The sequence below is a fragment of the Actibacterium naphthalenivorans genome (genome assembly GCF_014196965.1).
Taxonomy (GTDB): domain Bacteria; phylum Pseudomonadota; class Alphaproteobacteria; order Rhodobacterales; family Rhodobacteraceae; genus Actibacterium_A; species Actibacterium_A naphthalenivorans.
Genome location: NZ_JACIEQ010000004.1, coordinates 1 through 23,602 on the forward strand (window position 1 = coordinate 1; position 23,602 = coordinate 23,602).

Genomic DNA, 23,602 nt, shown 5'->3' on the forward strand with positions numbered 1-23,602 from the left:
GCTATCTGGGGAGCGCACGCGCCATGGCGCTTGGCATCCCGCCACTGGCTTGGTTTTGCGCCGCCACGTGGCCGGTTTTTACTCCGCCGTTGACATCTGAAGCGTTTCGCGAGTGTCTTGCAGCTGTCTCATACTGCAGCGGAGGCCGCGCGTGCCACAATAAGTGCTGGATTGGAGCGCGTGGCACCCTGGATAAGAGCAGTGCTGCACCTGGTGGCAGGACCACAAGCACTTCAAGATTTCGACGAAGAGGGTGCCGATGTCCTCAAGGATGCACTTGCTCTCGAACTCGCGCTTTCGAAACTGCTGAATGAAAAGGCTGTCACTGCGGACAAGGTTGTAGAGGTGGCCCGGACCGCGCTTGGCCCTAAGGATTTCCGCGAGGGGCTCCGGCTCGATTTTGCTGAATTCAATTCGAGCTTGATAGCGCTCGGGATGGAACCAGAAGCGTACTCTGACACCCACAGATCGCGCCTCGAAAACTTCATCCGTGTGAAGGAGGTAGAGATAACGGATTGTCTTCGCACGACTTCTGCTATGCGTTTGAAAAATATGGAACCAGCAGAGACCTATGGCGAACTCCGGGGGAGCTTTAGAAACCTGGTGCCGGATCCTAAATGGCTGCTGGAGTTCGAAGAGCCGCCGCAACATGCTCTCGCAGCACTTGTGAACTCATGGCTTGCGGAACATGAGGCGCCGCCACTTGGTCATGCTGCCAAGAACCTTTCTCCTCTGTCCGAAGTACGCACGCACAATCACAAGTTTGTTCGAGAATTTATACTAGAGGCTGCGCCTATCGTGCGCGCATGGTGCGCGAAGAACGAGCCGGACGGATCTACACCCGCTTTGCTTGCGGATGATGAGGGTAATCATGTTCGCAAGCGCCTCGACGACGTTGGTGTCCTGGATTTCCAGCCGTTGGACCAGAATGCGCTGTTGAGATGGCTCCATGTGCTTGAACTTTGGCCAACCGCGATGCCGCTCGCACTCGATCTCGAGGGGCTGGGACTCTCTGAGGGAGACCTGTCGACGGAGAGCGTACGAGCTCGCGAGGCCAATGAGGAGCGGAAGAGAGAAGCGCGCTCCGTCCCTTTCAACGGTCGTTTTATCGACCCAATCGGCGCCGACCTGTTTCAGATATCAGAAGAACTTGGTCGGACGCTTTCGACAAAAGTGTTGGGGAGGTCGCTCGGAACAATAACGGATCTTGCAGAACCCAACGGGTCCCCGACATCCAAGCAAAAAGAAGCAGGCGACCGCTCCCCCAAAGGCCGCAGACCGCGAGTTCCGGAAGAGAAAACGGAACTCATCGGTCGGCTTGGCGAAGTGACGATCTACCATTGGCTTAGGAAAATTCTACCCAATCAAGATATTGATGCGGCGTGGCGCTCAGAAAATGGCGAACTGATCACCGGCCGCAAGGGTCGAGACGGGTTGGGATACGATTTCGAGGTAAGCTACCGCAACCAGATCTGGCAGATCGAAGTAAAAGCTAGTCTTGACGATCCTCAGTCGTTTGAGATGGGCGAAACTGAGGTAGCAGCTGCACGAGCCGCAGCACGACCACGAAGCGGCGTCCAGTATAAGATTGCCTACGTCAGCTACGTCTCTGAACCCGCGCGAGCGATGATCGAAATGCTTCCAAACCCTATGTCTGAAGACGGGGCGCGTGTCTTAGAACTCCGCGGCGAGGGCATTCGATACGGCTTTCGTCGGAGCAAATCATGAGGGGCGGCACACCACTTCTCGTCCTGGAGAAGGTTGGATATCAGGCCCATCCCCTCCGCCACTTGCCCCCGCGAAAGCGTTCTTCCGATCCAGCTGCGGCCGGATTTTCTCGTTGTTTTCGGGGGTTATACGGGAGGGGCTGAGCACTGGCCTCGGTGCGAGGATGGCCCAAAGCGTTCTCTCCGGGCCGACATTCTCTGGACCTCATGACTGCGGGGTTTTGGTGAATAGCTTGCAAGGCACTGAACTTTCGTAGTTTTTTGGCATGCCGGTCTGACCACTTCGATGTCAGTCGTTTCGGCTTATGGAACACAAATTGAACCACTGGCCAGGGCATCAGAAATCCCCGAATAGCTCTTGAAAACGTGCAACCGTTTCACTGCTTGCCCCGCCGGCTCCCGAAACCGAGGCACTTGATGCTTGGCGAATGCGCACCATCAAAAAGAAGATGAAGCACGAGAAGGCGAGCTACTACAAAACGCACGGGCTCAGGAAAAACGCGACGATCGAGCTGTATCTGGCTGGATGTGATGACGAGATGGTCAAAGCCGTCACCGGTCACTCAGGCGTTGAAATGCTCAAAAAGTACGGCGGCCCGATCCGGCAAAGAGAGCTCGCGAAGCGCGCCCAAGAGGCAAGAAATCAAATGGAACGAAGCAAGACCGAAACGTGAAAGTTTCAACGGTTGTTTCAAAAATGGCAGTGAAGGAGAGGAAGGATGACGCAAGTCATTGATTTTATTGGAGGCGAGTACCGGAATCGAACCGGTGTACACGGATTTGCAATCCGCTGCGTAACCACTCCGCCAACTCGCCCGGTGCCTTGTGGTGCGGTGCTTTTATGGGGTTCGCCGGTCATACGCAACCCATCTGCTGCGGCACGGCTGCAATTTTCCGCAACAGGTTTGCGCCGTGTGAGACGCGCTGTGGGGGTGCCGTGGGCGCCGGCATCGAACGAGCTATTCCGGCCAGATTCGAGGCCGCCGGAACAACACGGCGTTCAGGCGGGCGGATCACTGGCTCGTATATCGCCGCAAGCGAGCTGCCGCGGTTTGCAGAGGGCCGCCGGCCCGGTGATTTCATGGGCTTTGCGGGGGCATTTTACCGTGGCGTCATGCCCGGGCTGGCCGTGCGGACACAGGCGCGCCCGGCGGCGTGCTTGCGTGTTGCCGTTCAATAGTTTCTGTGTCATCACTGAAGCTAACCACAACTAGACCGAAGAGTTTAGTCACATGACAGACTACGCCACGCGCCGCCGTATGATGGTGGACACGCAGGTCCGCCCCTCGGATGTTACCAAGTTCCCGATCATCGATGCGATGTTGTCGGTTCCGCGTGAGGCCTATGTGCCCGCCAACCGCCGCGAGGCGGCGTATGTCGGCGAAAACCTCGATCTGGGTGGCGGCCGTGTCGTGCTGGAGCCGCGCACGTTGGCCAAGATGCTGGACGCGCTGGATATTCAGCCCGATGAGCTGGTGCTGGATATCGGCTGCGGGCTTGGCTATTCGACGGCCGTCATCGCGCGGCTGGCCGAGGCCGTTGTTGCGGTCGAGGAAGACGCCGGCATGGCGGCGGAGGCGCAGGACACTTTGTCGGAGCGGGGCGTGGACAATGCCGCCGTGATCGAAGGCGCGCTGGCTGCCGGGGCGGCCAAGCACGGGCCCTATGACGTGATCATCCTTCAGGGCGCGGTCGAGCATTTGCCCGATGCGCTGCTGGCGCAGCTGCGCGAGGGCGGGCGGATCGCGGCGCTGTTCATGGAGGGCGCCTTGGGCGTGTGCCGGATCGGCTACAAGATCGATGGAAACGTAACGTGGCGATTTAGCTTCAATGCCGGTGCTCCTGTTCTGCCGGGCTTTGAAGAGCAGCGTGCTTTCATGCTATGAATTTCTGGCAGGGCCGAAAAAAGCTTACGAAAAAGCGCTATGGTCCGGCGAGCAGGTGAACATGTGATGCGAGGCAGAGGCGAGACAATGGGAAAAACCTTCCGACACGCGGTGCTGGGCTTTGCCTCGGCGGCCTTTCTGAGTGGAGCGCTGGCACCGGCGGCCTCGGCCGAAACGCTGACCGACGCGCTGATTTCTGCCTACAAGAACAGTCGGCTGCTGGAGCAGAACCAGGCGCTGCTGCGCGCGGCCGATGAAAACGTCGCGCAATCCATCGCCGCGCTGCGGCCGGTGCTGCAGTTCATCGCGGAAGCCACGAATGTGGATACGCCGCAGATATCGAGCAACACCAGCGGCACGGTTTCGCTGCAGGCCAGCATGGCGCTTTTTGATGGCGGGTCGAACCGGATGGCGGTCGAGGCGGCCAAGGAGTCGGTGCTTTCGGCCCGTGCCAGCCTGGTCGGGGTGGAGCAGAACGTTCTGCTGACCGCGGTTCAGGCCTATATGGATGTGCGCGCGTCCATTCAGAACGTGTCGCTCGCGCAAAACAACGTGCGGCTGATCAGCGAACAGTTGCGGGCCGCGCAGGACCGGTTCGATGTGGGCGAGGTGACGCGGACAGATGTGTCCCTGGCGGAATCGCGGCTGGCCACGGCGCAGAGCAACCTGGTGGCCGCCGAAGGCGCACTGACCTCGGCGCGCGAAGTTTACCGGACAGCGGTGGGGCACTACCCCCAGACACTGACCGGCACGCCCCGCGTTCCGACCCTGCCCAAAACACTGGCCGACGCCCGTTCCATCGCAGTGCGGGGCCATCCCAGCATCATTTCCGCCCAGCATGACGTGACCGCCGCCGAAATCTCTATCGCGCGGGCGAAAGCGGCGCGGGGCCCGTCGGTGTCGGCCACGGCCGCGGCCAGCCGGACCGATGGCGGGAACGATTCCAGCTCTGTCGGGCTGGAGCTGCGGCAGACGCTTTACAGTGGCGGCGCGCTGGTTTCGGTGCAGCGGCAAGCGGCGGCAAACCGCGATGCCTCGCGCGCGGCCCTGCACCGTTCCGTTCAGCTGGTGGAGCAGGATGTCGGCCAGTCCTGGTCCGGTCTTGCCGTGTCACGGTCGCAGCTTCTGGCCAGCGATCAGCGTATCCGCGCCGCGCAGCTCGCCTTTGAAGGCACGCGGGAAGAGGCCCGCCTGGGATCGCGCACCACGCTTGACGTGCTGGATGCCGAACAGGAACTCCTGGATGCCCGCACCGGGCGCGTCGATGCGGAGACGAACCAGTTCATTGCCTATTACAGCGTCTTGGCCTCGATGGGTCTTTTGACGGTGGAGCATCTGAACCTCGGTATCCCGACCTATGATCCGACCGCCTATTACAACGCCGTGCGGAACGCGCCGCTGCGCAGCATTCAGGGCGAGCAGCTCGACAGGGTGCTGAAAAACATCGGCCGCGAGTAGTCACACCACTTATTGTGCGATTATACGGTGCAGGCTACTATACCTGCATCAGATGTAGGAGGCCCGCACGTGTCCGATTCCGTCAGGCAAGTGGATATCGAGGATGTCCTTTCTTCGATCAGACGACTCGTAGCCGACGAAGCAACGCAGCGCGGCAGCGCTGCAAGCCCGGCGGCGTTTCCGCCGGACGCGGGGGCGGGCAAGGTTGAAAAGCTGGTGCTGACGCCGGCGTTGCGCGTTGCCGACCCTTCGGTGGCCGATCCGGGTGCGCCCGTGGAAGATGCGTCGGGCGATGTGGCCCAGTGCGCTGCCGATGCCGCGCCGAAGGTGGCCGGGAGCGGCCCGGCGCCTGAGCCGCAGGCGGAAGCACCCGAAACCGGGCCAGAACCAGCCGGCGATGCCTGGGAAGAGATCTCTCTGGAAGAGCGTATCGCAGAGCTTGAAGCCGCAATTTCAAACAGCGGTGAAGAGTGGGAGCCTGACGGCAGCGAACTTGACGGCACATCCGCCCGTTACGAAGAGGCCGCGGCGGCTGACGCGCCTGCACCCGCAGCCACGCCGGAAGAGGCCACCGCGGAAGAGGCAGCCCCGGAAACGGCGCAACAGGCCGATGCGGATCAGGAGCGCGAGCTTGATCTCGAAGACGAGCCCATGGTGCTCGACGAAGAGATGCTGCGCGACCTGGTCAGCGAGATCGTCCGTCAGGAGCTGCAGGGCGCCCTGGGCGAACGTATCACGCGCAACGTGCGCAAGCTCGTCCGGCGCGAAATCAATCGCGTCATGGCCAGCCGGGACTTCGAATAGCGGCGGTTCGGAAAAGAAAAACACGCCCTTGCGGGCGCGTTTTTGATAATCCGCAACGGAGTCGGATCAGGCGGCTTCGGCCTGCTCCTGAACCTGGCGACGCTCGCTTTCCTCGCGTGACAGAGCCACCGAGGTACGTACGCCCTTGCCCACGAATTCCATCAGCCCGGACACAACCCGTTCGTTCGGATCAATGCCGGCGCAGGACAGAACTTCCCGACCATCGCGCGAACGGGCCCAGCGGGCAATCTGCTCCGGCCCGTTTCCATATTTCTTGTCGTCTGCAATCGCGTCATCCAGTGCGGCCAGAACCACCGCTGCGAAAAGTTTCCGCGCGCGATTGCCCTGCTCGTGGTTGAAAGCGGTGCCATCAACGAAATCGACCATCTCGTCGTCCTTTTATTCTTGCTCTTGCATTTTCAGGCGTGCCGCCGAATATGGCTTTTTTGGCGCGATTCGATATTGCATATTGGGAATGTCTGTCATGCACTCTTCGCATGCCTCCATTTCCGCTCTACCGTATTTAGTCGCCTTGCCAGCCTGTCATGGTCAAGATATAGGAGCGGCAAAAGTGTGATCAACCTTTAAGCAAAGTTTTGTCATATGCCAAAGATCAACGGTAACGAAATTCGCCCCGGCAATGTGCTGGAGCACAACGGTGGCCTGTGGGCCGCTGTGAAGGTGGACCATGTGAAACCGGGCAAGGGCGGCGCCTTTGCCCAGGTCGAGCTGCGCAACCTGCGCAACGGGTCCAAGCTGAACGAACGGTTCCGCAGCGCCGACAAGGTCGAGAAGGTTCGGCTGGAGCAGAAAGACCAGCAGTTCCTCTATGAATCCGACGGGATGCTGGTGTTCATGGATACCGAAACCTATGAGCAGGTCGAACTGCCCGCAGAGATCCTGGGCGAACGCCGCCCGTTCCTGCAGGACGGGATGACCGTGGTCATCGAATATTACGAATCCGAGGCGCTGAACGCCACGCTGCCGCAGAAGGTGACCTGCAAGGTGGTCGAGACCGAGCCGGTGGTGAAGGGTCAGACCGCCGCCAACAGCTTCAAGCCCGCGATCCTCGACAATGGCGTCAAGGTCATGGTGCCGCCCTTCGTGGGGCAGGACGAGGATATCATCGTCAACACCGAAACCATGGAATATGCCGAACGCGCCTGAGCGGACGGCACATCTTGTGGTCAAGACGGGGCAGGGCTGCGTGCGCTGCCCTTTTCATTCGTGCAACGCTTTGGGCCTGTGCGCCGGGCGCGGGCTTAACCCGGCGTTCAGCGTACAAACCGTGCGATTCCGGGGGGCGGTTCGTACGAAACCCAGGTGACGGGCGCCGCCGCGTTCAGCATCCGCCGGCATCTTCGCCGCACGCGGAGAGCGCCGCGTAGAACGCCGCCAGGTCGCGGCCGGGCTCGGGGCGGAAGGGCGCGCCTTCGGCGATGCCGGCGATCCGGTCGAGCCGGAACATGCGAAAATCCTCGCGCAGCTCGCACCAAGCGACCAGCGTCCAGACCTTGCCCCAGAACCAGAGGCCCAGCGGGCGCACCATGCGCGCGGTGGGGTGGCCCGCCGCATCACGATACTCGAGCCGCAGGCGCAGGCGCCTGTCCACGCCGCGCTCCAGCCGGTCGAGCATGGCGCGCAGGGCGTCGTCCATCTCGGGCATGGGCAGGGCGTGAATCTGAACCGCCCCGGCGCGCTGGCGGGCGGCGTCGGGCAGGACGGCGTCGATCTTCTGCATCGCCTCGTCGGCGGCGCGGGCCATGTCGAGCCCGCCCCAGGCGCGGATCAGCCGCGCCCCGGCGACAAGCGCCGCGATTTCGCCGGTGTTGAACATCAGCGGCGGCAGGTCATAGCCCGCGCGCATCAGATAACCCACGCCCGCCTCGCCCTCGATCGGCACGCCCGAGCCGATCAGATCGGCGATGTCGCGGTAGATCGTGCGCTCGGACACCTCCAGCCTTTCGGCCAGATGGCGGGCGGTCAGCAGCCGGCCGCCCCTCAGATACTGAACGATCTGAAACAGGCGGTCGGCGCGGCGCATCAGGTGGCCGCGGCGGGCTGGAACAGGCCGATGGAATTGCCGTCGGGGTCTTGTGCATAGGCGAAGCGGCCGGGCGGGATGGTGACGACCGGGCCAAGCTCGGTTCCGCCCGCCGCGACCAGCCGCTTCATCGCGGCCTCGACCGTATCGGGCACCCACAGGTGGATGGTGGGGCCCTGACCATCGGCGGCCGGGGTGCCGGGATAGAGATGGCCGGCGGTGCCGCTGTCATCGGCGGCGGCAATGAGGGCGATCGGGTTGGGGCCGGTTTCGTCGAGCTTCAGGGCGAAGTCGAACACGGCCTGATAGAAGTCCATGGCGCGGGGCAGGTCGGTGACGGGAATTTCCGCCCAGACAACGGGGTGCTGCGGGGTGTGGGGCATCGTTCTGATCCTTCGGTTGACGATGACCGGACTATACCACAGCCCCCCTGACAGCGTTGTGTCAGGAGGCCGTCAGGGCGGCGCGGCGCAGGGTGGCGGTGCCCGCCCGCATCGGCCCCTCGGCGCGGTCGAAGCGCAGATGCGCGATGGCCTGCCCGCCGGATTGGGTAAAGAGCGTGCCCGCGGGTTTGCCATCGGTGGTGATCTCGGTGCCGACGGGGGCGGTACCGGTGATCTGCACGGTGATGAGGCCCTTGCGCAGCTCTGTCTTGTGTTTCATGCGGGCGGTGACCTCTTGCCCGACATAGCAGCCCTTCTTGAAATCGACCCCGTGCAGCCGTTCGAACCCGGCCTCGAGGATATAGGTTTCCTCGGGGATCAGCTCTCTCCCGGTTTCGGGGATGCAATGGGCAACACGGATCGCATCCCAATCGATCAGGGGGGCGGTGCCGGGGGTATCGGTGTAGCGCCGCCAGCCAAGCGCGGGGTGGCGCGGATCGGGCAGGGCGCCTTGGGGCGGGGTGCCGAGGCCGCGCCGGACATGCAGCGGGGACGGGGTGATGGTGACATCGGCGCGCAGCTTGTACATGCCCAGCCGCCGCATCAGGCCTGGGGCGAGATCGGAATGCACATCCAGCAGCAGCGTGTCGCCGCGTTCGGACACGAAGAAATCGGCCAGGTATTTGCCCTGGGGTGACAGCAGCGCGGCATAGGCCATGCGGCCAGCCAGCCTGGTCACGTCGTTCGAGACCAGCCCCTGCAGAAAGGCGATGCGATCATTGCCCGCGATTTCCAGCACTGTGCGGTTGTCGGCCCGTTCACCCATGGCGTCTTTCCTTTCGGCGGGACGCCTGGCGGCGCCTCTCAGTCTGTGGTTGCGAACTGCAGCTTGTAGAGGCCGGAATAGAGGCCGCCGCGGGCCAGCAATTCGTCATGCGTGCCCTGTTCGGCCACGCGGCCCTTGTCCATCACCACAATCTGGTCCGCGTTGCGCACGGTTGCAAGCCTGTGGGCGATGACAAGCGTGGTGCGGCCGGTGCTGAGCCGGTCGAGCGCGTCCTGCACCACCCGTTCGGATTTCGCGTCGAGCGCCGATGTCGCCTCGTCGAGCAGCAGGATGGGGGCGTCGCGCAGCAGGGCGCGGGCGATGGCCACGCGCTGACGCTGGCCGCCCGAGAGGCTGGAGCCGCGCGGGCCGGCGGGGCTGTCGAGCCCGTTGGGCAGGTTGGGCAGGAAATCGGCGATATGGGCGGCCTGCAGCACCTCGTTCAGGCGGGTCTCTGTAATATCGGTGCGGCCGAGCAGGATGTTGTCGCGCAGGGTTTCATCGAACAGCATCGCGTCCTGGGTGACGACCGAGAACAGGCCGCGCAGATCGGGCAGGGCCATGTCGTGGATCGGCAGGCTGCCGACGGTGATCTGCCCGCTCTGCGGCTCGACCAGCCGGGCCAGCAGGTTGAACACGGTGCTCTTGCCCGCGCCCGAGGCGCCGACCAGCGCGGTGACCTGCCCGGCCTTCGCCGTGAGGCTGAGCCCGTTGAGCACCGGCGTGTCTTCATAGGCCATATGCACGTCCCGCAACGTGATGTCGGCCTGCTGCGGGGGGCAGGGCAGGGGCCTGGGCCGGGCGGGGGGCAGGATGGTGGGGCGGGCGTCGAACACGTCGTAGAGCCGCTCGAGGCTGGCCAGCGCCTGCTGCCACGCACCCGAGACGTTGCCGATACGGCGCAGCGGTTCGAACACCAGCGCCATGGCGGTGAAGAAGCTCATGAACTCGCCCACGGTTTTCTGGCCGTCGATGATCTGCAGGCCGCCGTAGGTGAGCACGCCGAAAAAGCCGATGCCGGCGACGATGTCGATCAGCGCGGGGATGCCGGCCTGCCCGATCTGAGAGCGGATCTGGGCGCTGACGAACCCGTCGAGCGTGTCGGCGAAGCGGCCGCTTTCGCGGCGTTCCATCCGGTTGAGCTTGATCGTGGTGACGCCGTGGAAGATCTCGTCGAGCCGGGTGGCGATGGCGGCGGCGGCGGCGCGGGCGCTGCGCGCGGTGCGCCGGACCCAGCGTTGCAGCCCGATGATCGGCAGCACCAGAAGCGGTGCGCCGGCCACCGCGATCAGCGTCCAGAGCCAGTCGATCGAGAGCGCCACGGCGAAGAGCGAAATCAACGCCACCACGTCGCGCCCCGCGGCGGCCAGCACCGTGGACCAGATCGTCGAGGCCGCCGTGGTATCGCCGCGCACCCGTTCGATCAGGTTGCCGGGCGGGGTTTTCTGGAACCACTGGCTGTCGAGCGTCAGCATATGCGCGACCATGTCGCCCTGCAGCGCCGCCGCCACCTTCTGGCCGACGCGCGCCATCAGCACCCGCTGCCCGAAGCCCGAAAGGGCGCGGGCCAGAAACACGGCGAAGATGCCGCCCGCCACCCAGCCGAGCGCGGCCTTGTTGCCCGATACGAACACCTCGTCGAACATCGGTTCGATCATGTAGCTGAGCGCGCCCAGCATCCCGCCCTCGAGCGTCATCAGCACCAGCGCGGCAAGGATGACCGGCAGGTGCCGCTTCAGATAGCCGCGCCAGATCCACGACACCAGCGGGCGCGGATCACCATCGGCGGCGCGCTCAGCCATTGCCGCGCGCCCGGCTTTCCCGGAACGCTTCGGTCAGCGCCTCGGGGTCATAGCGGGTTTCGATCCATGTGCGGATCGGCATCGGGCTTTGGGCGGTGTCGGCGGCATAGGCATCGAGCATGTGATCGAGGATGCCGGTGCGATCATTGCGCAGGTGCAGATAGCGCAGCGAAAGCTGCCTGGCGGCCTCGGCCGCCGGCCGGCCCTCGATATGCATCAGGTAAAGCGCCGAGGCCAGCCCGGCCCGGTCGGCCCCCGACTTGCAATGCATGACGAAGGGTTTCTCGATCGTCTCGAACAGGTTCAGCAGGTGCAGAAGGTGCTGTTTCGGCGCCAGTTCACGGGCGCTGATCGACACCGAGTGCAGGGACATGCCAAGCGCCTCGCAGCTTTCCTTTTCGAACAGGAAATGGCTGCGCGGGTTGCTGCCGCGCAGGGTCAGCACGCTGCGGATGCCCATGGCGTGATAGCGTTTGAGCCGTTTCGGCGACGGCTGGTTCGAGCGCCAGACGCCGGGCGCGATCTCATCCAGATTGGTCCACAGCACGCGCAGGAAGGCGTGGTCCATCAGCTGAAAATGCCAGAACGCGGCGCGACGCCCGTCGGGCGTGGAGATATCATTGCCAAAGGACTGGCGCAGGCTGCGCTCGAACTCATCCAGGCGGGACTTGATCTGACCGAACATGCGTACTCGCTTCGGGTGCGGGACAAGCGCGGGGTCTATCCTGAAAGGCCCCGGCTGACAAGCGATTGACCGTCTGCATGCGCGGGCCTAATTGGGAATGGCCCCAATCGGAAAGGAACCCGGATGCCGCTGCGCCACGGACGCCCCTATCTTGCCATCCCCGGCCCCTCGGTCATGCCCGACCGGGTGCTGCAGGCGATGCATCAGCCCGCCCCCAACATCTATACCGGCGCGCTGGTCGATCTGGTGGAAAGCGTGGTGCCCGATCTGAAGACGGTGGCACGCACCAAAGGCAGCGTGGCGATCTATATCGCCAACGGCCACGGCGCGTGGGAGGCGGCGATCGCCAACACCTGCGGGCGCGGCGACAGGATACTGGCGCTGGTCACCGGGCGGTTCGGCTTCGGCTGGGCGACGATGGCGCAGCGGCTGGGGGTCGAGGTCGAGATCCTGGATTTCGGCAAGCGCGCCCCGGTGGACCCCGATCAGGTGGAGGCGCGTCTGCGCGCCGATACCGGCGGCGCGATCAAGGCGGTGATGGTGGTGCATATCGATACCTCGACCAGCGTGCGCAACGACGTGCCGGCGGTGCGGGCGGCGATGGACGCGGCCGGGCATGGCGCGCTGTTGATGGTGGATTGCATCGCCTCGCTGGCCTGCGACCGGTTCGAGATGGATGACTGGGGCGTCGATGTGATGGTGGCCGGTTCGCAGAAGGGGTTGATGACGCCGCCGGGGCTGGGGTTCGTGTTCTTCAACGAAAAGGCCGAGGCGGTGCGGGCCGGGCTGGACCCGGTCAGCATGTACTGGGACTGGACGCCGCGCGGGCATCCGCAGGAATTCTATCAGTATTTCGGCGGCACCGCGCCGACCCACCATCTGTTCGCCCTGCGCGAGGCGCTGACCATGCTGGTGCATGAGGAGGGCGTCGAGGCGGCGCTGGCCCGGCACGCGGTTCTGGCGCGCACGATCTGGGCGGCGGTGGAGGCCTGGGGGCAGGGCGGCCCGATGGAGATGAACATCGCCGATCCGGCCTGCCGGGCGCATGCGGTGACGGCGATCGGGCTGGGCGCGCCGAACGGCACCGCGCTGCGCGACTGGCTGAGCGAGGTGGCGGGGGTGACGCTGGGCATCAGCCTTGACATGGCGCCGCCGGGCGATCCGGCGGTGCACGGGTATTTCCGCATCGGGCACATGGGTCATGTGAACGCGCATATGGTACTGGGGCTTCTGGGCACGATCGAGGCCGGGCTGGTGGCGCTGGGCGTTCCGCACGGCAAGGGCGCGCTGGAGGCGGCGGCGGCGGTGATCGCGCGGGGCTAGGCGTTTTTGGCGGGCGCATCTCCGCCCGCGGCGGCAAGGCATTTTGCTTTGCCGCCGGGACGGGCTATCCTGCTGCCTGCAACGGAATTGAGGAGGCGGGCGCATGGGCATGGCGGAATTTCTGGGCACGGAATCGGGGCGTCGGATCGCCTATCACCGGACACAGGGCGCGGGGCCGGGGGTGGTGTTCCTCGGCGGGTTCGTTTCCGACATGCAGGGCACCAAGGCGGTTTATCTGGAGGAGTGGGCGAAGGCGCGGGGCCGGGCCTTTCTGCGGTTCGACTATTCAGGGCATGGCCAGTCGTCCGAGCCCTTTACCGATGGTTGCATCGGCGACTGGGCCGAGGATGCGATGGCCGCGATCGGCGCGCTGACCGAGGGGCCGCAGGTTCTGGTCGGGTCGTCGATGGGGGGGTGGATTTCGCTTCTGGTGGCGCGGACGATGCCCGAGAAACTGGCCGGGCTGGTGGGCATCGCCGCGGCGCCGGATTTCACCGAAGACAGCATCTGGGCCGGGTTCACCGATGTGCAGAAGGCCGAGCTGACGGCGCGGGGGCGGGTGGAGTTGCCGTCGGAATATTCCGATGGCGCCTATATCATCACCCGCCGCCTGATCGAGGACGGGCGCGACCGGCTGGTGCTGCGCGACCCCTTGCCGCTGGCGTTTCCGGTGCGGTTGCTGCAGGGCACGGCGGATCAGGATGTGGACATGTCGGTGGCGCTGCGGCTGCTGGAGCATGTGACGGGCGATGACGTGCGGCTGACGCTGGTGAAAGGCGCCGATCACCGGTTTTCCACGCCCGACTGCCTGGCGCTGATCGAGAGCAGCATCGAAGAGGTTCTGGCCCGCGCCGGCTGAGCGCCGGGCGGTGTTGGTGGATACATCCGATTTTCCGCATCTGTTATGTTCCTGTCACATGGCAAGGCCATATGGGGGCAGTCAAAAAAATGCCGCACGATTCCGTGCCGTGACTGCTGAAGACTAGGAGCCAACATGAAAACAGCCACTTCCCTTCTCGCCCTTGCCGTTGCCGCACCGCTGACGGCGACGGCCGCCGCTGCCGATCTGACCCGTCTGGCGTCGGTTCCCGTTGGCGCCGAAATCACCGGCATGTACCTGACCGAGGGCGGCGATTTCTTCTTCAATCTGCAGCACCCGTCGACCGCCATCACCGGGCCGTTCAACAAGGCCACCGTCGGCATCGTCGTCGATGCCGATTTCAACAGCCTGCCGGGCAGGTTCATCGCCTCGCCCGTGCCGGGCAACAGCTATGCCAAGCAGACCGTGCAGACCGCCGTCGGCACCTATCAGGTTCTGGCCCAGCAGGGCGATTTCGCCGAAACCGTTCCGGGTGGCCTGGGCGCGATCCACGCGGCTGACGGCTCTGTTCTGAAATCCTCGAACGATCCGGATTTCAACGGCTTCATCCCCACGGGTGAGAACGAGGGCTATCTGTTCACCAACTGGGAAGATCGCCCCGGCGGCATGTCGCGCATGAAGCTGATGAAGGAAGGCGGCCGCTGGCTGGTGGATGCCGAAGACGTCAAGATGCTGGATTTCACCGGTGTCGCCGGCACCTGGGTCAACTGCTTTGGCTCGGTCTCGCCCTGGAACACGCCGCTGACCTCGGAAGAGCTGTATTTCGACGACACGGTCGAGTGGATCAACCCTGAGTACAAGTACAAGTCCGACCCCGAGGCGATGCAGGCCTATCTGGGCAAGCCGGCCAACCCCTATGACTATGGTTACATCGTCGAGATCACCGATCCCGCCGGCGCCGCGACCCCGGTCAAGCAGTTCGCGCTGGGCCGTTACAGCCACGAGAATTCGGTGGTGATGCCGGACCAGAAGACGGTTTACCTGTCTGACGACGGCACCGACGTGGTGTTCTTCAAATTCGTGGCCGACACCGCCGGCGATCTGACCGCCGGTACGCTTTACGCCGCCAAGATGACTCAGGACGCCCCCGCCGGTTCCGATGCCGCGACCACCGGTTTCGGTGTCGAGTGGATCGAGCTGGCCCATGGCAGCAACGCCGAGATCGACGCCTGGATCAACGAGTATGACGGCATCGACGCGGCGGCCTACAAGGAAGGCGAGACGCCCTTCATCTCGGCCGAGGACGTGGCCGCCTGGGCCGCCGGCACCGCTGCCGACAACCGTGTCGCCTTTCTGGAAAGCCGCCAGGCCGCCAAGGCCAAGGGGGCAACCGCCGAGTTCCGCAAGATGGAAGGCGTGATGGCCAACCTGCGGGCGATCGAGGACGGCACCGCGCCTTATGTCTATATGGCGATGTCGGAAGTGGCCAAGGGCATGTCGGACGACAAGGGCGATATCCAGGTCTCCGAGAACAAGTGCGGTGTTGTCTATCAGATGACCTTCGACGATGCCTATTCCATCGACACGATGGTGCCGGTTGTCGCGGGCATGGGCTATGACAAGAACAACGCGCCGAACGCCTGTTCGGTTGACGGGATCTCCAACCCCGACAACGTGGTCGTGCTGAACGACGGCCGCGTCGTGATCGGCGAGGACACCGGCAACCACGAGAACAACATGCTGTGGCTCTACACCCCGGCCTCGATGTAAGCCGCGCGCCGAGCGAAAACCCCTGGGGGCGCGGTTGCCGTACCGCGCCCCCTTTTCCATCCGCCGCCGACCCTGACAAGGATATACCCGATGCCCCGCACCGCATTGATCGCCGCAGGCGCCCTTATGGCCGCCGGATCCGCATTCGCAGCCGATGTGGCGCAGATGACATCGGCAGAGCTGATGCAGGCCCGCCCGTCTTCGACGGAGATGGCCAAGCTGGGCCGGTTCTACAATGTCGAGGGGGTGATCCCGCCGCAGTGCTATACCAGCATCGAGGCGCAGTATAACCCGTGCTACGTCTGCCATCAGAGCTATGACGACGCGGACCGGCCGAACTACATGCGCGACGGCGCGTTGCAGGAGGCCTATGATTTCTCCGACGCGGCGCTGACCAATCACTGGGCGAACCTGTTCGTGGATCGCTCGGCCCAGGTGGCGGCGATTTCGGATCAGGAGATCCTCGACTATATCAACACTGAGAATTACTCGGCGCTCGCGCCGGCGCTGAAGGCGCGGGGCTGGGGCGGCTATGTGCCCGATCTGGCCGATTACCATCTGGGCGCCGCCGCCTTTGACGAGATCGGCATGGCGAAGGACGGGTCGGGCTGGCTGGCGTTCAACTACAAGCCGCAGCCCTCGACCTTCTGGCCCACCAACGGATCGACCGACGATGTGCTGATCCGGCTGCCGGGGCCGTTCCGGCAGGATGCGGGCGGGGCGGCGTCGCGCGATGCCTATATCGCCAACATCGGCCTGCTGGAGATCGCGTTTCAGGATCTGGAGGAAACCACCGTGCCGCCGGTGGACGAGGCTGCGCTGGGCGTTGATCTGGATGGCGACGGCGCGCTGGGGGTGACCGGGGTGATCAAGCGCCGCGCGACCTTTGTGGGCGGCGCGGCGGGCCATGCGCTGACCCGGATGCTTTATCCGCAGGGCACCGAGTTTCTGCACTCGGTGCGTTATGTCGGGCTGGAGGGCGACGCGATCGTGGTGCCGCCGCATATGAAAGAGCTGCGCTATATGCGCAAGACCGTGGCGATGACCCCGGCCGAGCTGCGCACCGCCTATGGCAACGAGGCGCAGGAGAAGATCGACGGCAACCTGCCCCGCTATATCGATGTGGGCGACGCGGGCATGGACACCGGCATGGGCTGGCTGATGCTCGGGTTCATCGAGGATGCCGATGGCGCGCTGCGCCCGCAGACCAATGAAGAGAATTTCTTTTGCAAGGGCTGCCACACCACCACCGGCGCCGCGGTCGATCAGACCTGGGCCTTTCCGCGCAAGGTGGCGGGGGCCGAAGGCTGGGGCTATATCGACTATCGCGGGATGCGCGATGTGCCCGGCAAGGGCCAGCAGATCGGCGAGATCGAGCAGTATTTCGCCCGCGTGGGCGGGGGCGACGAGTTTCGTTCCAACACCGAGATGCTGGCGCGCTGGTTCAATGCCGATGGCAGCGTGAATGTGGACAAGGTGCGGGCGGCCACCGTCTATGATCTGATCACCCCGTCGCGGGAGCGGGCGCTGGTGCTGAACAAGGCCTACCGGGTGATCGCGGGCGAGCAGAGCTTTCTGTTCGGGCGCGACGCCACGGTGACGCCGCCGGTGAACGTGCATTCGGTGATCGACAGCGCCACCGCGCCGACCCTGCCCAGGGACAAGCAGTTCACCCACGACATCCGGTTGCAGTGGTAAGCCGCCTTCGCGCCTGCTAGGCTTTGGCGGAACAGGCGGGCGCGAAGGAATGTCGTGATGGGTGGCGGGCAGGTGAGCGGTGGCTGAAACGCTGTTGTTGCTGCCCGGCATGATGTGCGACGCGCGGGTGTTTTCCGACCAGATCCTGGGGTTTGACGATCTCTGCGCGGTGCAGCTTGTGCCGGTGTGGAACGATGGCTCTGTCACGGCGATGGCGCGTGGCGTGCTGGAGGGCGCGCCGCAGCGGTTCGCGCTGGCGGGCCACGGGCTGGGCGGGCTGGTGGCGCTGGACATTCTGCGCCAGGCGCCGGGGCGGGTGACGCGGGTGGCGCTGATGGGCTGCACGCCGCTGGCCGAAACCCCGCAGGAGGCCGCCGCGCGCGAACCCCGGATCGTGGCGGCGCAGGCCGGGCAGCTTGAACGGGCGCTGCGCGAGGAATTTCCGACAGGCTGTTTCGCGCCGGGGCCGGACCGCGCGCTGATGCAGGACGCGATGGTGGAGATGGGGCTGCGGCTGGGGCCGGAGGTGTTCGTGCGCCAATCGCGCGCGTTGCAGCGGCGGCCGGATCAGCAGAAGGTGCTGCGCCAGCTGCGCGCGCCGGCGCTGGTGATCTGCGGCGCGCATGACACGCTGACGCCGCCGCGGCGGCACGAGTTCATGGCCGGGCTGATCCCCCATGCCACGCTCGAGGTGATCGGCGAGGCCGGGCACATGCCGCTTCTGGAAACGCCGGAGGCGGTGACAGAGGCGTTGCGGCGCTGGATGTCAGCGCCGTTCCGCCTGGGCTGAGCGCCGGGATCAGACCGATTTCAGCTGCGCGACATTCTCCGCATGGGTGTTGCCGGCATTCGCGTCGATGAAGTTGAGCACCAGGGGGCGGATGTTGTTGCGCCAGCTCTTGCCTGCGAAGATGCCGTAATGCCCGGCGCCCTCTTCCAGGTGATTGGCCTTTTTCTCGTCCGGCAGGCCGGTCAGCAGATCCAGCGCCGCGACGCATTGGCCGGGGCCCGAGATATCGTCCTTCGAGCCTTCGACCGTCTTGACCGCGACGGAGGTGATCTTGCCGATATCCACCAGCTTGCCGTTCACGGTGAAACGGTTCTGCGCGATTTCGAGGTTCTTGAAGATCCGCTCGACGGTGGAGAGGTAGAACTCGGCCGTCATGTCCATCACCGCGAGGTATTCGTCGTAGAAGCGGTTGTGCTTGTCATGATCGGCGGCCTGGCCCTTGGCCACGCGAAGGATCTGTTCGTAGAAGGCGGTGCTGTGGCGGTCGGCGTTCATCGAGATGAACGAGGAAAGCTGCTGCAGGCCGGGATAGACCAGCCGGCCGACGCCGGGATATTTGAAACCCACGCGCTGGATCACATATTGCTCGAGCTGGCCCATCGTCACCCGGCGGCCGAAATCGGTGACGTCGGTGGCGGCGGCGTCGGGATCGATCGGGCCGCCGATCAGGGTCAGGGTGCGGGGCTGCGCCTCGGGCTCTTCCTCGGCCAGATAGGCGGTGGCGGCAAGGGCGAGCGGCGCGGGCTGGCACACGGCGATGACATTCACGTCGGGGCCGAGATGTTTCATGAAATCGACAAGATAGAGAGTGTAGTCCTCGATATCGAACTTGCCTTGGGACACGGGGATATCGCGCGCGTTATGCCAATCGGTTACATAGACTTCGCAATCCGGCAGCAGGCTGGCCACGGTCGAGCGCAGAAGTGTGGCATAGTGTCCCGACATCGGCGCGACGACCAGCACCTTGCGGGCCTTGATCTTGCGCCCGTGCACCTTGAAATGGATCAGATCGCCGAACGGCCGCTCGACCTCGGACTCAACGCTTACGATGTGATCGCGGCCATCGGCGCAGACCACGGTGTGAATATTCCAGTCTGGCTTGGCGATCATGCGGGCGAAGGACCGTTCCGTCACTTCGCCCCAGGCGGCCAGCAACTGAAAAAACGGGTTGGGGGCCAATCCGGTAATCGGGTATGAACCGATGGAATAGGCCGTCGCTCCCAACCACTGGTTGGTATTGCGGATGGTTTCCATAAGGTCGTAGGTTGCCATATTCTTCATGGGGGCATTCCTTTAGAAAAACGGGGCCCGGGAGCGAGACGTGGCGGCATCTGTGGCCGGGGGCTGATGCTGCAACTGCAAAAGATAGGGGGAGAATTCAGGAATGACAACCGAAGATACGAAACAGGACGTCACGGAAGAGGCCAATCTCGATCGCCTGAACGAGAATCTGGCCAAGCTGGAGCGCCTTTCGGAACGGTTGATTTCGGCGCTGGCGCATAAGCGCAAGGTCGACCCCGATCTTCAGGCCCCCAGCCAGGACGTGTTCATGAAGGCGTCTTCGGCCTATATGTCGGAGATGATGCAGCACCCCTCGCGGCTGTTCGAGCAGCAGGTGACTTACTGGGGCAAGACGCTGAAGCACTTCATCGAGTCACAAGAGGCGCTGGCCACCGGCAAGCTGATCGCGCCCCCCGACAACACACCGGACGATCCGCGCTTCACCAACGAGCTTTGGCGCACGCACCCCTATTTCAACTATATAAAACAGCAGTACCTGATGTCGGCCCAGGCGATTCAGGATGCGGTGAAGAACATCGAGGGGCTGGAGGAGAGGGACCGCAAGCGGATCACCTATTTCTCGAACCAGATCATCGACATGATGGCGCCCACGAATTTCCTGGGCACCAACCCCGAGGCGCTGGCCCGCGCGGTGGAGACCGAGGGCGCATCGCTGGTTCAGGGGCTGGAAAACCTGGTGCGGGATTTCGAGGCCAACAACGGCGAACTTCTGGTCACGCTGGCCGACCGCGAGGCGTTCAAGGTGGGCGAGAACCTGGCCACAACGTCGGGCGAGGTGGTGTTCCGCAACCGCATGTTCGAGCTGATACAATACGCCCCCACGACCGAGACTGTTCACGCCACGCCGCTGCTGATCTTCCCGCCCTGGATCAACAAGTTCTACATTCTGGATCTGAAGCCGAAGAACTCTTTGATCAAGTGGATCGTGGATCAGGGGTTCACCCTGTTCGTGGTCAGCTGGGTCAACCCCGATGAGAGCTATGCCGATGTGGGCATGGATACCTATGCCGAAGAGGGCTTTCTGACCGCGATCGAAGAGGTCAAGAAGATCACCGGCGAAGACAAGGTGAACGCGGTTGGCTATTGCATCGCGGGCACGACGCTTTCGCTGGTTCTGGGGCTCTTGAACAAACGCGGCGACAAGTCCGTACGCTCGGCCACGTTCTTTACCGCGCTCACGGATTTTTCGGATCAGGGCGACGTGGGGGTGTTTCTCGCCAATGATTTCGTCGACGGGATCGAACGCGAGGTGATGCGGAGCGGCAAGCTCGATTCATTCTACATGACGCGGACGTTTTCCTACCTGCGGGCGAACGACCTGATCTATCGCCCGGCCATCCGCAGCTACATGATGGGCGAGGCGCCGCCGGCCTTCGACCTTCTGTACTGGAACGGTGACGGCACGAACCTGCCCGCGCGCATGGCGATCGAATATCTGCGCGGGCTGTGCCAGGACAACGGCCTGGCGAAGGGCACGTTCCGCATCTGTGGCGAGACTCCGACGCTGAGGGATGTTAAGGTGCCGGTATGCGCGATCGCCTGTGAAACCGATCACATCGCGGCCTGGCGTTCCAGCTTCAACGGGATCCGGCAAATGGGCAGTCGCGACAAGACGTTCATTCTGTCGGAGAGCGGCCATGTCGCGGGGGTTGTTAACCCGCCTTCGAAGAAAAAATACGGCCATTACACGAATGACGCAAAGATGGAGGATGCTGAGTCCTGGAAGGCAGAGGCGGAGTTCCACGAAGGGTCCTGGTGGCCGCGGTGGGGCGAGTGGCTGAAGCGGCGTTCGGGCAAACAGGTGCCGGCGCGGATACCGGGAGATGCCGGCCATCCGTCGCTGGGCAAGGCGCCCGGAACCTATGTTCTTTCGAAGTAGGGGCCTTTGTTCGGGCCCGAAAAATTTGTTTCTGCGCTGCGGCAAAATACTTGAAATGCTGCGGTGCAGCATGTATGTAGATTGCGGGTGCAGAAACGGGATTTCCCGGCCAAAGGAGAAATGAGATGGCTACCACACAAGACTTTACCAAGATGATGCAGGACATGATGGGATCCTTCCCGATGGATACATCCGCGTTCCAGGACGCTTTCAAAACCACGGCTGCGCTGGGTGAGAAGATGTCGAAAGTGGCTCTGGAAGCTGCCGAGAAATCCAACGAGATTTCGTCCAAGTGGACGAAGGACACGATCTCCAAGCTGGGCGCCGTGACCACCGTCAAGGATGAGCCGACCGACTACACCAAGGCGCTGTCGGATTTCGCATCCGCATCCGCCGAGATGGCCGCCGAGAACATGGCCGCCTATGCCGAGGTTGCCAAGAAGGTTCAGATGGAAACCGTCGAGCTGCTGCTGGCCGCCGGCAAGGACATCTCCGAAGATGCCAGCGCCGCCGTGAAGAAGGCCACCGACGAGGCCACCGCGGCTGCCAAGAAGGCCACCGCCGCAACCAAGTAAGCGCCCTGGCTTGCACCGGATGCCGCTCCGGCCGGAAAAATCGTTTGGGCGGGCTGTTTCAGCTCGCCCTTTCTTTTTCCGACAACTGCGCCTAAGCTTCTCTGCGCTGCAACAACAGCAGTTCTGAGGGGAGAAGGTTTGTGACGGACGACGCGAAACCGCTTCTGATCAAGCGATATGCCAGTCGGCGGCTTTATAATACCGAAACCAGCGACTACGTGACGCTGGAAGACATTGCACGGTTCATCCGGGAGGGGCGCGAGGTTCAGATCGTCGATCTGAAAAGCGGGGATGATCTGACACGGCAATATCTGCTTCAGATCATCGCGGAACATGAAAGCCGGGGCGAAAGCGTTCTGCCGGTCAATGTTCTCAACGATCTGGTGCGCAGCTATACCACCCAGGCCCATAGCGTGGTGCCCCAATTCCTGGCGATGAGCTTCGAGATGCTGCGCGACGGGCAGTCGAAGATGATGGAGAACCTGGGCACCATTCCCAACCCGATGGCCGCGATGCCCGGCTTCGACGCCATGCAGAAGCAGCAGGAGGCGTTCATGAAAGCCATGACCGGCGGTATCTCGGGGAACTGGTCCGGGCCTTCGGCCGATGACGGCGACAGCGAGGTGGCGGCGGACGATCTGGACAAGATAAAGAAGCAGCTCGCCGAGCTTCAGGCGAAACTCTCCAAGATCGAGAAATAACCGCAAGCCGGCGCCGGGGGATGCTGAACGCTGTTCATGCCTGTGCCGCGCGCCGGGCCTTCCCGCCTCGGGCGCCTGCGCGCCACGCCGGCACAGGATCGGAGATGCGCACAGATGGTCCATTCATCCGGCCGGATCACCCTGTGGGGGATAGAGGCGTTTATCGCCACCGCCGACGAAGGCTCGGTCTCCGCCGCCGCGCGCCGGCTGGGCGTCAGCCCGTCGGGCATCAGCCAGCAGCTCGCCGGGCTGGAGGCGGCGCTGGCGGCGGTGCTGATGGACCGCTCGACCCGGCCGGTGACGCTGACACCGGCGGGGCAGATGTTTCGCCGCCGGGCCCAGCTGATCCTGTCCGAGGCGCAGCAGGCCAAGGCAGAGCTTGCGGCGCAGGACCTGTCGGCGCTTACCGATTTCCGCCTCGGCATGATCGAGGATTTCGACGCCGACGTCACGCCACGCCTGCTGTCGGTTATGGCCGAAGAACTGCGAACCTGCCAGTTCCTGCTGGAAACCGGCGCCAGCCACCGGCTGTTCGATCTGCTGGACACCCGCGCCCTGGACATGGTCGTGGCCGCGGAAATGGGCGCGGCGGCCGACTGGATGGAGGTGCACCCGCTGTTGCGTGAACCTTTCGTTGCCGCGGTCCCGAAAGGCCGGATCGACGCGGCGAATGACGTGCTGGCCCAGCTTCAGGCGCTGCCACTGATCCAGTACACGCTGCGCCACCACATGGGCCGCCAGATCGCAGAGCACCTTGCCCGCCAGCACCTGACCCTCGCCCACCGGTTCGAGCTGGACAGCTACCACGCCATTCTTGCGATGGTGGCGGGCGGCGCCGGCTGGACGATCCTGACCCCGCTGGGCTATCTGCGGGCCCAGCGGTTCCGCGATCAGGTCGAGATCCTGCCGCTGCCCTTCGCCCCCTTGTCACGCACGATTTCGCTCAGCGCGCGCGCCGGTGTGCTGCAGGACATGCCGGTCCGGGTCGCCGCCGGCTTGCGGCCGTTGCTGGAAGAGATGATCGTAACCCCGGCCATCGCGCAAATGCCCTGGCTGCAAGGCGCGCTCCGGGTTCTTTGATCCTGCTTCATCTTTCGATAAATATCCCCGCCGGAGGCATTGAATCTTT

At 63.9% G+C, this 23,602-nt stretch carries 22 protein-coding genes and 1 tRNA gene; 15 read left to right on the forward strand and 8 right to left on the reverse strand.

The window, feature by feature from the left end; translation table 11 throughout:
* The first annotated feature begins 201 nt into the window (after nt 1–201).
* Nucleotides 202–1,728 (forward strand): protein NO VEIN domain-containing protein, encoded by a 1,527-nt coding sequence (locus GGR17_RS13790; protein ID WP_082386616.1) that lies wholly within the window; start codon nt 202–204, stop codon nt 1,726–1,728.
* Nucleotides 1,729–2,155: 427 nt separating this feature from the next.
* Entirely contained in the window at nt 2,156–2,401 is a 246-nt protein-coding gene (locus GGR17_RS13795; RefSeq protein ID WP_235974503.1) for a site-specific integrase, read from the forward strand.
* Nucleotides 2,402–2,469: 68 nt separating this feature from the next.
* On the opposite strand, the gene GGR17_RS13800 is transcribed toward GGR17_RS13795, so the two are convergent.
* Nucleotides 2,470–2,543: transfer RNA gene (locus GGR17_RS13800), tRNA-Cys, on the reverse strand.
* Nucleotides 2,544–2,959: 416 nt separating this feature from the next.
* On the opposite strand from GGR17_RS13800, the gene GGR17_RS13805 reads away from it, so the two are divergent.
* The 3 genes from GGR17_RS13805 (at nt 2,960) to GGR17_RS13815 (ending at nt 5,875) form a co-directional block, all read left to right on the forward strand.
* Nucleotides 2,960–3,613, forward strand: a complete 654-nt coding sequence (locus tag GGR17_RS13805) for a protein-L-isoaspartate O-methyltransferase family protein (RefSeq protein ID WP_054539388.1) — start codon at nt 2,960–2,962, stop codon at nt 3,611–3,613.
* A gap of 87 nt (nt 3,614–3,700) precedes the next feature.
* Nucleotides 3,701–5,071, forward strand: coding sequence for a TolC family outer membrane protein (locus GGR17_RS13810; RefSeq protein ID WP_054539387.1), 1,371 nt, complete (start codon nt 3,701–3,703; stop codon nt 5,069–5,071).
* Between the two features lie 69 nt (nt 5,072–5,140).
* Nucleotides 5,141–5,875, forward strand: coding sequence for a hypothetical protein (locus GGR17_RS13815; RefSeq protein WP_082386615.1), 735 nt, complete (start codon nt 5,141–5,143; stop codon nt 5,873–5,875).
* A 66-nt stretch (nt 5,876–5,941) separates the two neighbouring features.
* Here the strand turns inward: GGR17_RS13815 and GGR17_RS13820 are convergent, their stop codons facing one another.
* The gene (locus tag GGR17_RS13820; RefSeq protein ID WP_037206110.1) at nt 5,942–6,262 is read right to left on the reverse strand and encodes a DUF6280 family protein; all 321 of its coding nucleotides are present in this window, start codon (nt 6,260–6,262) and stop codon (nt 5,942–5,944) included.
* A gap of 216 nt (nt 6,263–6,478) precedes the next feature.
* Here GGR17_RS13820 and efp point away from each other — a divergent pair, with 216 nt between their 5' ends.
* Nucleotides 6,479–7,042 (forward strand): elongation factor P, encoded by a 564-nt coding sequence (efp, locus tag GGR17_RS13825; protein ID WP_054539385.1) that lies wholly within the window; start codon nt 6,479–6,481, stop codon nt 7,040–7,042.
* A 175-nt stretch (nt 7,043–7,217) separates the two neighbouring features.
* On the opposite strand, the gene GGR17_RS13830 is transcribed toward efp, so the two are convergent.
* The 5 genes from GGR17_RS13830 to GGR17_RS13850 all read right to left on the reverse strand — a co-directional run bounded on the left by GGR17_RS13830 (nt 7,218) and on the right by GGR17_RS13850 (nt 11,615).
* The gene (locus GGR17_RS13830; protein ID WP_054539384.1) at nt 7,218–7,919 is read right to left on the reverse strand and encodes a helix-turn-helix transcriptional regulator; all 702 of its coding nucleotides are present in this window, start codon (nt 7,917–7,919) and stop codon (nt 7,218–7,220) included.
* Nucleotides 7,919–8,302, reverse strand: coding sequence for a VOC family protein (locus GGR17_RS13835; RefSeq protein WP_054539383.1), 384 nt, complete (start codon nt 8,300–8,302; stop codon nt 7,919–7,921). The genes GGR17_RS13830 and GGR17_RS13835 overlap by 1 nt, the downstream gene beginning before the upstream one ends.
* A gap of 61 nt (nt 8,303–8,363) precedes the next feature.
* Nucleotides 8,364–9,128 (reverse strand): CAF17-like 4Fe-4S cluster assembly/insertion protein YgfZ, encoded by a 765-nt coding sequence (gene ygfZ, locus GGR17_RS13840; protein ID WP_054539382.1) that lies wholly within the window; start codon nt 9,126–9,128, stop codon nt 8,364–8,366.
* A gap of 38 nt (nt 9,129–9,166) precedes the next feature.
* On the reverse strand, nt 9,167–10,930 hold the full coding sequence (locus tag GGR17_RS13845) for an ABC transporter ATP-binding protein (protein ID WP_054539381.1): 1,764 nt from the start codon (nt 10,928–10,930) through the stop codon (nt 9,167–9,169).
* On the reverse strand, nt 10,923–11,615 hold the full coding sequence (locus GGR17_RS13850; protein ID WP_054539380.1) for a phosphatase domain-containing protein: 693 nt from the start codon (nt 11,613–11,615) through the stop codon (nt 10,923–10,925). The genes GGR17_RS13845 and GGR17_RS13850 overlap by 8 nt, the downstream gene beginning before the upstream one ends.
* A gap of 123 nt (nt 11,616–11,738) precedes the next feature.
* Here GGR17_RS13850 and GGR17_RS13855 point away from each other — a divergent pair, with 123 nt between their 5' ends.
* From GGR17_RS13855 to GGR17_RS13875, 5 genes are all read left to right on the forward strand, one after another.
* Nucleotides 11,739–12,938: a pyridoxal-phosphate-dependent aminotransferase family protein gene (locus tag GGR17_RS13855; protein ID WP_054539379.1), complete on the forward strand. Its 1,200-nt coding sequence runs from the start codon at nt 11,739–11,741 to the stop codon at nt 12,936–12,938.
* A 109-nt stretch (nt 12,939–13,047) separates the two neighbouring features.
* A complete protein-coding gene (locus tag GGR17_RS13860; RefSeq protein WP_054540424.1) occupies nt 13,048–13,797 on the forward strand; it encodes an alpha/beta hydrolase in 750 nt (249 codons plus the stop codon).
* Between the two features lie 135 nt (nt 13,798–13,932).
* A complete protein-coding gene (locus tag GGR17_RS13865) occupies nt 13,933–15,528 on the forward strand; it encodes a PhoX family protein (RefSeq protein ID WP_054539378.1) in 1,596 nt (531 codons plus the stop codon).
* A gap of 90 nt (nt 15,529–15,618) precedes the next feature.
* Nucleotides 15,619–17,226, forward strand: a complete 1,608-nt coding sequence (locus GGR17_RS13870) for a hypothetical protein (protein WP_054539377.1) — start codon at nt 15,619–15,621, stop codon at nt 17,224–17,226.
* Between the two features lie 79 nt (nt 17,227–17,305).
* A complete protein-coding gene (locus GGR17_RS13875; protein WP_037206096.1) occupies nt 17,306–18,016 on the forward strand; it encodes an alpha/beta fold hydrolase in 711 nt (236 codons plus the stop codon).
* Nucleotides 18,017–18,025: 9 nt separating this feature from the next.
* Here the strand turns inward: GGR17_RS13875 and phaZ are convergent, their stop codons facing one another.
* The gene (gene phaZ / locus GGR17_RS13880; RefSeq protein ID WP_054539376.1) at nt 18,026–19,297 is read right to left on the reverse strand and encodes a polyhydroxyalkanoate depolymerase; all 1,272 of its coding nucleotides are present in this window, start codon (nt 19,295–19,297) and stop codon (nt 18,026–18,028) included.
* 103 nt (nt 19,298–19,400) lie between these two features.
* Between phaZ and GGR17_RS13885 the strand changes: the two genes are divergently transcribed.
* From GGR17_RS13885 to GGR17_RS13900, 4 genes are all read left to right on the forward strand, one after another.
* Nucleotides 19,401–21,197 carry a PHA/PHB synthase family protein gene (locus GGR17_RS13885; protein WP_054539375.1) on the forward strand — a complete coding sequence of 599 codons (1,797 nt, stop codon included), beginning with the start codon at nt 19,401–19,403 and terminating at the stop codon, nt 21,195–21,197.
* A gap of 125 nt (nt 21,198–21,322) precedes the next feature.
* Complete coding sequence (locus GGR17_RS13890) at nt 21,323–21,772, forward strand: phasin family protein (protein WP_054539374.1); 450 nt, start codon at nt 21,323–21,325, stop codon at nt 21,770–21,772.
* 140 nt (nt 21,773–21,912) lie between these two features.
* Nucleotides 21,913–22,473: a polyhydroxyalkanoate synthesis repressor PhaR gene (gene phaR / locus GGR17_RS13895; protein ID WP_037206089.1), complete on the forward strand. Its 561-nt coding sequence runs from the start codon at nt 21,913–21,915 to the stop codon at nt 22,471–22,473.
* A 114-nt stretch (nt 22,474–22,587) separates the two neighbouring features.
* Nucleotides 22,588–23,553: a LysR family transcriptional regulator gene (locus GGR17_RS13900; protein WP_054539373.1), complete on the forward strand. Its 966-nt coding sequence runs from the start codon at nt 22,588–22,590 to the stop codon at nt 23,551–23,553.
* Nucleotides 23,554–23,602 lie beyond the last annotated feature (49 nt).

What these genes read in the sequence shown, in the direction of transcription:
- GGR17_RS13795 (WP_235974503.1), top strand. Translation starts at nt 2,156, where the DNA reads ATGCGCACCATCAAAAAGAAGATGAAGCACGAGAAGGCGAGCTACTAC.
- GGR17_RS13805 (WP_054539388.1), top strand. Translation starts at nt 2,960, where the DNA reads ATGACAGACTACGCCACGCGCCGCCGTATGATGGTGGACACGCAGGTC.
- GGR17_RS13810 (WP_054539387.1), top strand. Translation starts at nt 3,701, where the DNA reads ATGGGAAAAACCTTCCGACACGCGGTGCTGGGCTTTGCCTCGGCGGCC.
- GGR17_RS13820 (WP_037206110.1), bottom strand. Translation starts at nt 6,262, where the DNA reads ATGGTCGATTTCGTTGATGGCACCGCTTTCAACCACGAGCAGGGCAAT.
- efp (WP_054539385.1), top strand. Translation starts at nt 6,479, where the DNA reads ATGCCAAAGATCAACGGTAACGAAATTCGCCCCGGCAATGTGCTGGAG.
- GGR17_RS13830 (WP_054539384.1), bottom strand. Translation starts at nt 7,919, where the DNA reads ATGCGCCGCGCCGACCGCCTGTTTCAGATCGTTCAGTATCTGAGGGGC.
- GGR17_RS13835 (WP_054539383.1), bottom strand. Translation starts at nt 8,302, where the DNA reads ATGCCCCACACCCCGCAGCACCCCGTTGTCTGGGCGGAAATTCCCGTC.
- ygfZ (WP_054539382.1), bottom strand. Translation starts at nt 9,128, where the DNA reads ATGGGTGAACGGGCCGACAACCGCACAGTGCTGGAAATCGCGGGCAAT.
- GGR17_RS13845 (WP_054539381.1), bottom strand. Translation starts at nt 10,930, where the DNA reads ATGGCTGAGCGCGCCGCCGATGGTGATCCGCGCCCGCTGGTGTCGTGG.
- GGR17_RS13850 (WP_054539380.1), bottom strand. Translation starts at nt 11,615, where the DNA reads ATGTTCGGTCAGATCAAGTCCCGCCTGGATGAGTTCGAGCGCAGCCTG.
- GGR17_RS13855 (WP_054539379.1), top strand. Translation starts at nt 11,739, where the DNA reads ATGCCGCTGCGCCACGGACGCCCCTATCTTGCCATCCCCGGCCCCTCG.
- GGR17_RS13860 (WP_054540424.1), top strand. Translation starts at nt 13,048, where the DNA reads ATGGCGGAATTTCTGGGCACGGAATCGGGGCGTCGGATCGCCTATCAC.
- GGR17_RS13865 (WP_054539378.1), top strand. Translation starts at nt 13,933, where the DNA reads ATGAAAACAGCCACTTCCCTTCTCGCCCTTGCCGTTGCCGCACCGCTG.
- GGR17_RS13870 (WP_054539377.1), top strand. Translation starts at nt 15,619, where the DNA reads ATGCCCCGCACCGCATTGATCGCCGCAGGCGCCCTTATGGCCGCCGGA.
- phaZ (WP_054539376.1), bottom strand. Translation starts at nt 19,297, where the DNA reads ATGAAGAATATGGCAACCTACGACCTTATGGAAACCATCCGCAATACC.
- GGR17_RS13885 (WP_054539375.1), top strand. Translation starts at nt 19,401, where the DNA reads ATGACAACCGAAGATACGAAACAGGACGTCACGGAAGAGGCCAATCTC.
- GGR17_RS13890 (WP_054539374.1), top strand. Translation starts at nt 21,323, where the DNA reads ATGGCTACCACACAAGACTTTACCAAGATGATGCAGGACATGATGGGA.
- GGR17_RS13900 (WP_054539373.1), top strand. Translation starts at nt 22,588, where the DNA reads ATGGTCCATTCATCCGGCCGGATCACCCTGTGGGGGATAGAGGCGTTT.